Annotated in this window: 6 protein-coding genes and 1 pseudogene; all 7 read right to left on the bottom strand. The window is 55.1% G+C overall.

The features are described 5' to 3' along the window. Positions 1 to 319, bottom strand: a pseudogene (locus CPT76_RS19635) (argininosuccinate lyase); the annotation flags it as partial. Positions 320 to 475: 156 nt separating this feature from the next. Further along, positions 476 to 3,013: an NEW3 domain-containing protein gene (locus tag CPT76_RS19630; protein WP_258168704.1), complete on the bottom strand. Its 2,538-nt coding sequence runs from the start codon at positions 3,011 to 3,013 to the stop codon at positions 476 to 478. A 215-nt stretch (positions 3,014 to 3,228) separates the two neighbouring features. Then, a complete protein-coding gene (locus CPT76_RS19625) occupies positions 3,229 to 4,971 on the bottom strand; it encodes an ABC transporter permease (RefSeq protein ID WP_105444158.1) in 1,743 nt (580 codons plus the stop codon). Between the two features lie 16 nt (positions 4,972 to 4,987). Beyond that, the gene (locus CPT76_RS19620) at positions 4,988 to 6,070 is read right to left on the bottom strand and encodes an ABC transporter ATP-binding protein (RefSeq protein ID WP_105444157.1); all 1,083 of its coding nucleotides are present in this window, start codon (positions 6,068 to 6,070) and stop codon (positions 4,988 to 4,990) included. A gap of 199 nt (positions 6,071 to 6,269) precedes the next feature. Continuing rightward, positions 6,270 to 6,479 carry a hypothetical protein gene (locus tag CPT76_RS36730; protein WP_146116361.1) on the bottom strand — a complete coding sequence of 70 codons (210 nt, stop codon included), beginning with the start codon at positions 6,477 to 6,479 and terminating at the stop codon, positions 6,270 to 6,272. Continuing rightward, positions 6,448 to 7,527 carry an extracellular solute-binding protein gene (locus CPT76_RS19615; protein WP_105444156.1) on the bottom strand — a complete coding sequence of 360 codons (1,080 nt, stop codon included), beginning with the start codon at positions 7,525 to 7,527 and terminating at the stop codon, positions 6,448 to 6,450. Before CPT76_RS19615 ends, CPT76_RS36730 begins: the two co-directional genes overlap by 32 nt. A gap of 297 nt (positions 7,528 to 7,824) precedes the next feature. Beyond that, positions 7,825 to 8,751 (bottom strand): ROK family protein (locus CPT76_RS19610; RefSeq protein WP_105444155.1); only part of this gene is annotated, 927 nt, incomplete at its 5' end.

Below are 8,751 nucleotides of genomic sequence, written 5' to 3'. Positions count from 1 at the left end.
TTGTCGGCAATGTCTCCGGCCGCTGCATGCAGCTCATGCTCAACCTGAAAAACAGGTCCTCGAACTGTCCCGTATATTCCGCTTGGCGCAGCCCATCCAGATCAAGGCCGCGGATGGCCGACGCGATTTGGAGGGCTTCTTCCCCGCTTACGAGTCCCTGCTCCTTCAGCATGATCAAATGCGCTTTGTTGATCGCCATCATCGCCCCGAGCAAGCTGTTCTTCGCTTCATCGAAAGCAGGCTCGAGCACGGCTTCCGTATAGGTACGCCCCGGAAAATGTCCACCTTCCCGTTCCAAAATCTTTTCCCGATTCCTCATGTTGCCCAGTCCCCTCCATAGTTTGTTTTATGTACACAGCCAAAGTCTTTATCCGTGTGAAAATCCAAGGTCCGGCGCGAAGCCTATCGCTCCGCGCCATCCCCTTTCAAGCTAAATCCTTCAACGGTTCATCCTACATTCCAGCCCGATCATCCATTATTTTTGGGGAGTGGTTCCGGTGGAAACCGTCCCTTCCTGTTTCAGGCTGATCATGTTCACGAACATGCGAATCGAACCTGGAACAAGGCTTGGCATTTCGCGGTACCAGACAATGGAGCTGTACGTGTAATTCCCTTTCCCATAAGGGGCTGTGAGGAACGTGCCCGTAAACTCTTTCTCACCCGGGTCGCCGTTCGAGATCAGCTCTGTGTACTCCTTGCCCCATTCGGACGGGTTGTAGGCGGAGCGGTCCTGGATCCAGTTCTCCCAGTCGGCCGATGTAATCTTATTCGGCGTGTTAAAGATCGGATGATCCGGCGCAAGCATCGTCACCTTGGAGTTTTCGTCCGTGACGCGCCATTCGATCAGCGGCGCGCCAATCTTGATCGGATACGGAGCGAGGTCCGGCGACCATTTGTCTTCCGGTTTGTGATACTGGACCACCAGATTGCCGCCATTTTTGGCGTAATCGAGCAGACGCTGATTGCTAGGAATCAGTTCCGGCCGGAACGCATAGGCCCGAATGCCGAGCACAATCGTATCGTACTGCGACAGATCGCCGAACTGAATCGTTTTAGCATCCAGATTCGTCACATTAATGCCCACCTGGCGCAGCACCTGATCGATGTTATCAAACCCGCTGGACACATAGCCGACCTTCAATCCCTCCGGCACCTTCAGATCGAACGCTTGAATGGCCAGGTTGGCCGGCTTAACATAATAGGTTTTGCCGATATGCGGATACTGAATAACCTGTACCGTTCTGCTGCTGTCCAGCGTTCCATCGCTCGATACAGCAGACAAGCTGTAGCTTCCCGCCTTCACGCCCTCAGGCGCCTTGACCGTAAATTCAGCCGTCTTGGTTTCGTATTTGGCCGCGAAGCTCAATTCCTGCACCGCGGGCTCTACCGTCCATCCCTCCGGCGTTTTCAGCGAAACTTTCGTCTTCTCCGCGCCTGGCGCATAATTCGTCGCGGTCACCTTGACCGGTACAGCGTCTCCCGGTTTCAGCGTATTCAGAACCGCCGCTTCCGGACTTAGGGACAGCGCAACCGGCGGCAGCACGGCTACCGCATTATCCGGAACCACATGCAGCGTTGCCGCCGTTCCGAACGCCTCATACCCGATATCCGCGGAAATCAGCGGAAGCGCATAAGGATTGAAGTCCTCCACCTGTTTCGGCACGGTAACCTCAAATTCGGTTTGGACCGTCTTGTTTTTGTCCAGCTTGGCGAAGGTCGCCGCTCCTGACGCTTTCGCGTTCCAGCCTTCGGGAACATTCAGCTTCAGGCTGACCTTGCCGACATTCACGTCTCCGCCGTTAAAGGCCGTTACCGTCACCTTCGTCGTTTGCCCTGGAATAAGCTCTCCGGTCTCCGGCTTCACCTTGACGACGACGGAAGTCGCCTCCTGGCTGGCTTTATTGAGCTGTCTTTCCTTTACTTCCAAGCGATGCAGCAGATCATTTTTCGCCGATGAATCTAAAGATGATGACTTGACAAGCTCCACAGCGGTTTGAACGTCCGCTTTCATTTCGTGAACTTCGCGGGCGACTTCCGCAAATGCGGGATAAGCCGCAATCACTTCGTTGGCGTCCTTTTGCAGCGTGTTCAGCTGCTTAGCGACTTTGTTGTCTTTTCCTTTGGCGTCTATTTCTTTGGCCAGATCGTCAAACGTAAAGGCGATTCCGCCGAACAACGACGCAGCCGGCTTCTCGTCCGCCTTCTTGCCGTCCGCCGATGCCTGCAGTGTGTAATAGGCCGTTCCTTGGCCTTCGTCCACTTGTCTGCCCATGCCCTGGCTCTTATGCATATAGCGGGATTCTTCTCCGAGCTGGGCATAGGAAGCGCCGTACAGCTCATTGTATTCATTGACCGGCAAAGAGACATCGTATGCCTTATCCGTTGCTGGTACAAAAAGCTTCTTCGGCTGCCAAGGCTGCAGCCCTTCCTTCAGCTGCTCCGGGAAAATCTGCGGATTGCCCGCATCCTTGAAGGCACGTACGGTCAGCACGTTGATCGCGCGGTGATGCCCGTGCGTCGAAGGTTCGTTCAGAAACGCCGGGATCAGCACATCCGGACGTTTCTCCCGGATTTGGCGGATCAGCCGTTCATATGCGACGTCTTCGCCCCATTTTTCCAACGTTTCGTCAGGGCTTTTGGAGAATCCGAAGTCATAGATCGGATCGTCCAGCTTCTGGCTCAGGTTCGCCAGCGTCACATTCGTAATCTTCGACGCTTCCTGCAGCTCCCGCGTGCGGATGATTCCGAGAGCGTTGCCCAGCTCGCTGCCGATTTCATTCTGCCCGCCTTCCCCGCGGTTGGCGATGACACTGTATGTATCCACGCCGAGTCCGAGCGAAAGATACGCGAGTGTCGCACTATGCTCATCATCCGGGTGAGCACCCGTATTCATCGCGCTGGCAATGGTGGTGAGGGGCTTGATGGCTTTCCATAAATCGACCACCCCCCTGTCAGCAGATGCCTTTCCTGGACCGGCTTGGAAAGCCAGCGTTCCGGCCATCACCAGGCTCATCGATGCCGCCATCCATTTTTTTGCCCTGCGTTTCTTACTCAGTTCACGTTGACTCAAGTTACTTCTCCTCCTTCAAGCGTGAGTGTTGGCCTGCATCGGCAAATGCCGCTGCAAGCCTGTATCATTATCGCAATCGGCTCGCCTTGTTCGGGACAGGTCTTCGCGTAATGAAAAAAAGGTATTCTTTTACCGCTTCAGGTTCAGAAAATCTATCGTCAAATCGCGGAGCCGGCATTGCCGCCGGTCAGCCTCCGGGAAACGTAAAGCACGAGAATAATCATGACGATTTGCAGCACGCCGTACGCGCAGGCGGTTCCGAATTCAAAGGCGTACATCCGCTGAAAAATCTCGACTGAGATCGGCGTCGTCTTGTTGGTATACAGCAGAATCGAGGCGACAAACTCGCCGATGCCTTCCACAAGCGCAAGCAGCGTGCCCGCCAGGATGCCGCTCAGCGCCATCGGAAACACGACGCGGCGGAAGGTGTACCACCAGGACGCTCCCAAATTTCGTGCCGCCTCCTCTACCGAGCGGTCGGTTTGCATCAGCGTGGACGAGGTCGAGCGGAAGATCAGCGGCAGATGCCGGACGAAATAAGCCAGCGGCAAAATCCAGAAACTCCCGATCAGCACCTGTCCAAAGGAAAACGCATTGGGCTCACTGAACGCCGTAATGAGGTTTACGGCCACGACCGTGCCCGGAAGCGCCCAAGGCAGCATGATCAGAATATCGAGCAGCGTCTTCCCTTTAAAGTTCATGCGCACGATGGCATAGGCGGCTGCGACGCCGAACAGCAGGTTGCCGATCGTCGCCGCGATGCTGATTTTGAAGCTGTTGGCGATGGGACGCCATGTTTTGCTGTCGGTGAAGAGATCCTTGAAATGGTCCAGTGTATAAGACGGCGGCAGCACTTGGGTCGTCCACTTCCCGTCTTCGGAAAAAGCGAGCAGCACAATCACGAGAATCGGCAGCATCAGCACGAGCACCCCGATGAAAGACAGCACCATCGCGGTGTTTCTGCCCGCTTTGCTTTTCACCTCGGTCCGATGAACGCTGACGCCTTTGCTCATGTTCTGATAGTTCCTCGCGCCTTGGTACCACCGCATCAGAATAAGAAACAGAATGGACACGACGGACAGCAGCGTCGATTGCGTCGCCGCCATATCCAAGTCGCCGTTGGTGCGGGACAGATAAATCTGCATCGTCATCGTCCGTTCAATGCCGAAGATGAGCGGCGCGGTGTACGACGCCATCGAGATCATAAAGACGAGCAGCGATGCCGCAACGATGGCCGGCGTCAGCATGGGCAGAATCACCCGCCGCCAGATCGTGAACCGGTTCGCCCCCAGATTCGATGCGGCCTCCTCAAGCGACGGATCAAGCCCCTTGATCGCCGAAGACGCCGTCATATAGAAATAGGTGTACATCGTAAACGTATGGACCACCAGCACGCCCCAAATCCCTTTCAGCGTAAAAGGCGGCTTGTCCAGATGAAGCAGATGCTGCAGCCCCCGCGGAATAATCCCGCTGGAACCGTACAAAAATTCAAAGGATAACACCCCGATCAATGGCGGCAGCGCCATCGGCACGAGGACAAGCACCGACAAGAGCTTGCGCCCGGGGAACTCGTACCTTTCGAGCAGGAATGCCATGGCCACCCCCACGATGCCGCAGGTGATCACGCTGAGTACCGAAATGTATACGCTCGTCCACAGGGCCTCCAGATTCGCCGTATGTTCCAGGCTGAAGAAACGGGAGTAGTTTTGGAGCGAAAAGCCGCCGTCCAACTGCAAACTCTGCCGGAACGTCTGGAAGAACGGATAGACGACATATGCCAATAGGATAAGAAATAACGGCGCAATCAGCACATATACAAAATGCGGCGATCTCGTCAGCGAATTCCAGCGACTGCTTGGGCGAATAGACGGCGGTGCCAATTGAGGCTGAGGTTTGTTCATCGCTTCGGGTCACCCCCTATTCCAAAAAATAAATGCTGTCCGGCGCCACGTTAAACAACACTTCCTCGTCCCGCTCCCTCATCCGGTGCCCCTGCCCGACAAACATCGCCTTCACGGACAACGGGCCGGCCTGAGCCATATAATTCACACTGATCCCGGTGAATTCCGATAGCAGCACCTTCACAGCCATCGTATTGGCCTCACCACGTTCGGACACGACAGCCTCCCGAACCGCCTCCGGACGTACCGACAATGTGACCTTCCGCCCCACCGCCAGCTTGCATTCGGGCGAGGCGTTTTTGGCGAGGCCGGTCAGCCGCAAATCCGGTGCAAGCCGAACGTCTACCATCCCGCCTTCCAGCCGCTCCACCGTGCCTTCCCACAGATTGGACTCCCCGATAAACGAAGCGACGAAACGGTTGACCGGACGGTTGTAAATTTCATGCGGCGTACCGATCTGCTGCACGACGCCATCCTTCATAACCATGATCCGGTCCGACATGGACATTGCTTCCGATTGATCATGCGTTACGTAAATCGTAGTAATGCCCAGCTCCAGCTGAAGCCGTTTGATTTCCTGCCTTGTCTCTTCCCGCAGCTTGGCATCGAGGTTGGACAAGGGCTCATCGAGCAGGAGAATATTCGGCTCGATCACCAGTGCACGAGCGAGCGCAACCCGCTGCTGCTGCCCGCCGGACAATTGATCAATGCGGCGCTGGCCATAGCCATCGAGATGCACCAGCTTTTGGGCGCGCGTGACCTTCTCGTTAATTTCAGCTTTTCCCTGTTTCCGGACTTGAAGACCGAAAGCAATATTCTCGAATACGGTCATGTGCGGAAATAAGGCGTAGTTTTGAAATACCATGCCCGTGTTGCGCTTATTGGGCGGCATGTGGGTGACATTATGCTCACCGAAAAGAATGCGTCCGTCGCTGGGGTAATAGAAACCGGCGATCATGCGCAAAGTGGTCGTTTTGCCGCAGCCGCTCGGACCCAGAAAAGTAAAAAACTCGCCTGGATTGATATGTACGTCAACTTCCTCCACACCCTTGGCCCCACCGAATGTTTTGCTGACTCGGTCCAGCGTGACTCCGATCATCATTCGTCCTCCTTCAAGTGATTCGCCTATTGAATGGATGATGGGGGCAAGTACGTAAACTGTTCCTATGATCGCTCTTGTTTTCGGATTTCTTGATTGTAATGGACCCTTAAGGTAGAAATCCGAAAGCCAAATGCGACCGCTCCGCTTCTTCGGAATCATTTTACTCCCTTGCCTGCATCCTATTTTTTGATTTAACTTATATGGTTGTAGAACCTTTGCTCATCAAGCCGCACGTAGTCGGCATGAAGCGCGGTATGACGACCTCAAGCGTCGATTGTTTCAGATTGGTTCTCCACCAATCCGAATACTGCGGGCAGGCCCGGGCGGGCTGTCCCCCATCCCAGCCCTTGTTCACCTTGAAAGCCGCAATCCCGTTATTTTCCGCCCTTGCCTTTGATATTCTCATCCCAATACTGCATCCATTCCTTCTCTTTATCCGCAAGAACCGTCCAATCCAGGTCCAGCGGCTTGGTATCGAGGTTCTTGTACCAGTCCGGGAACTGGCTTTTGTCGATATCGGTCCGGGTTGGAATCTGGAACAGCTTGTCCGCCTTTTCCTTAAGCTGGCCTTCATCAAAAATAAAATCAAAGAACTTTTTCGCGGCGTCCAAGTTTTTGGCGCCTTTGATAATGCCGACACCGTCCACCAGAATCGGTGCACCGCTGGTCGGATAGATGTAGTCAAACGGCTGCTTCTGCAGCTCCTTCTGGATCAGAATGTCCTGCAGGTTCCACAGCGACAGCTTTCCTTCCTGACGGGCCAGCTTCAAGTACAATTGGGTCGGGTCCTGCGTATACTCTTTCGTGTTGACATCAAGCTTTTTCAGCCAATCGTAGCCTTTTTCCGGATTCGCGGGATCTTGGCGGTATATCATGGCATCATAGATCGTTCTCATCGTGCCGGACGCCATGACGCCGCGGATCAGAATTTGATCCTTCCATTTCGGATCGAGCAAATCATCCCAATCCTTCGGGGCATCTTCTTTCTTCACCGCCTCGGAGTTGTACATGATGACCTCGGGAAGCAGCATCTCCCCGTACCAACGGTCCTGCTCGTCTTTGTATTCGGCCGGTATGCTGTCCGCATAGCTCGGCTTATACGATTCCAGCAGCCCTTCATTCGCCGCCGTGATAAAAGAGGACTGCGTGCCGCCCCACCAGAAGTCAGCCTGCGGGTTGGCCTTCTCGCCGCGCACCCGCTCCATGATCTGCTGGGCGCCCATCGTCATCACTTCGACGTCGATATCCGGGTTCAGCTCCTCGAACTTCGGCAGAATCTGCTCAACGACGTTTTTGTCACGGGCGGTGTAGATGACCAGCTTCTGTGATCCTTTGTCCCCGCCCGCTTCACCGGAGGCTGCCTGTTCCTTGTCTCCGCCGCCGCAAGCGGTCAGACCGACCGTCATTGTCAGAGCGATGGACATCATGCCGAGCTTGAACCATTTCTTTGCCATTGTTAATCCCCCTAATTTTAGGCTCAACATTGAAATGATTAGTTCTTAGTATGGTGCAGGGTGGCCGCTGCGGTTCCGGATCGTTCTTCCGATCGCTGTTGTTCCCAAATTTCTTGATTCACCTTCCCAGCAAGGTAGAAATTCGGTCAAAGCTATGCTTCCGGAGCCAGCTTTCCTCGGAAAGCTTTTAGGCGACCGCTGCCGCTTCTCCAGATCGATTCCGGCCCCTCCGCTACTCTGCTCATGATTAAGTACTAAATTAGGATGTTGAGCTAATTTATAAATTCAAAATGTTAACTACCTGGAAGCGAACGAATGCGCTTCAAGCACGCTGTGCACCGCACCCATGAGCCCCGCGCGTTCTCGCAGCGCCGCCAAGCGGATTTCCGGCATCACCGGCACCCAATCCAGCAGCAGCTCGCGGATCCGGTTCAGCCCGGCTTCGTTCAAATGGACCATCTCGCCGCTCAAGACCAACATCTCAGGATCGAGCACGCTGACCGTATTGGCGATTCCCGAAGCCCAGCCATGATACACGTCATTCAGAAGTCCCTCCGCCTGCGAGCTGCCTTCCTCGCTCAGCTGGATTAACTGCCGGAGAATGCTCGTCTCCGCGTCGACCTCAAGCCCAAGTGCCTTCGCTTTACTGTGTATGCCGTTCACCGAGAAATTTTTCTCGAACACACCGAATTCGCCTTTGCGTCTTCCCGGCGAGTCACCGATCCGCATATACCCGATTTCTCCGGAGGCCTCCTTGCTTCCGCGGTACAGTTGCTTGTCAAGGATAATGCCGGCGCCGATCCCGGTTCCGACGTACATATACACCAGGCTGGATACGCCAGACCCGGCCCCGCCAAAAAATTCGCCCTGCGTCATCATGTTGACGTCATTATCCAGCACCACCGGCAGTTGAAGGCGCTCTTCAATCTCCCTGCCTACGGGGAGGTCCATCCAGCCCGTGCTTGGAGCATGGCTGACGGTGCCGCTTCGGCGCTGCGTAATGCCCGGAAGCCCAACGCCGATACCGATCACCCGGCCCCGGTCCGTCCCGCTCGCAACCAGCAGACGCTCCAGCGTCTCTTCGAGCGCCTGAAGCGCGGATTCCCCATCCACCGGCTGCTTCAAACGCGTATGCATTTGGGCGATCAGCTCGCCCTTCATATCGGCTACCGCCATTTCAAGCTCGCTGCCTTCAAACACAGCGCCTACGACCGCATACACCTG

Origin of the sequence: Paenibacillus sp. AR247 (assembly GCF_002968895.1) — a bacterium.
Lineage (GTDB): Bacteria > Bacillota > Bacilli > Paenibacillales > Paenibacillaceae > Paenibacillus_AQ > Paenibacillus_AQ favisporus.
This window is presented reverse-complemented; position numbering and strand designations above follow the sequence as displayed.

Excerpts from the sequence above, each read along its gene's own strand:
- CPT76_RS19630 (WP_258168704.1), bottom strand. The coding sequence starts at position 3,013 with ATGAGCCTGGTGATGGCCGGAACGCTGGCTTTCCAAGCCGGTCCAGGA.
- CPT76_RS19625 (WP_105444158.1), bottom strand. The coding sequence starts at position 4,971 with ATGAACAAACCTCAGCCTCAATTGGCACCGCCGTCTATTCGCCCAAGC.
- CPT76_RS19620 (WP_105444157.1), bottom strand. The coding sequence starts at position 6,070 with ATGATCGGAGTCACGCTGGACCGAGTCAGCAAAACATTCGGTGGGGCC.
- CPT76_RS36730 (WP_146116361.1), bottom strand. The coding sequence starts at position 6,479 with ATGAGAATATCAAAGGCAAGGGCGGAAAATAACGGGATTGCGGCTTTC.
- CPT76_RS19615 (WP_105444156.1), bottom strand. The coding sequence starts at position 7,527 with ATGGCAAAGAAATGGTTCAAGCTCGGCATGATGTCCATCGCTCTGACA.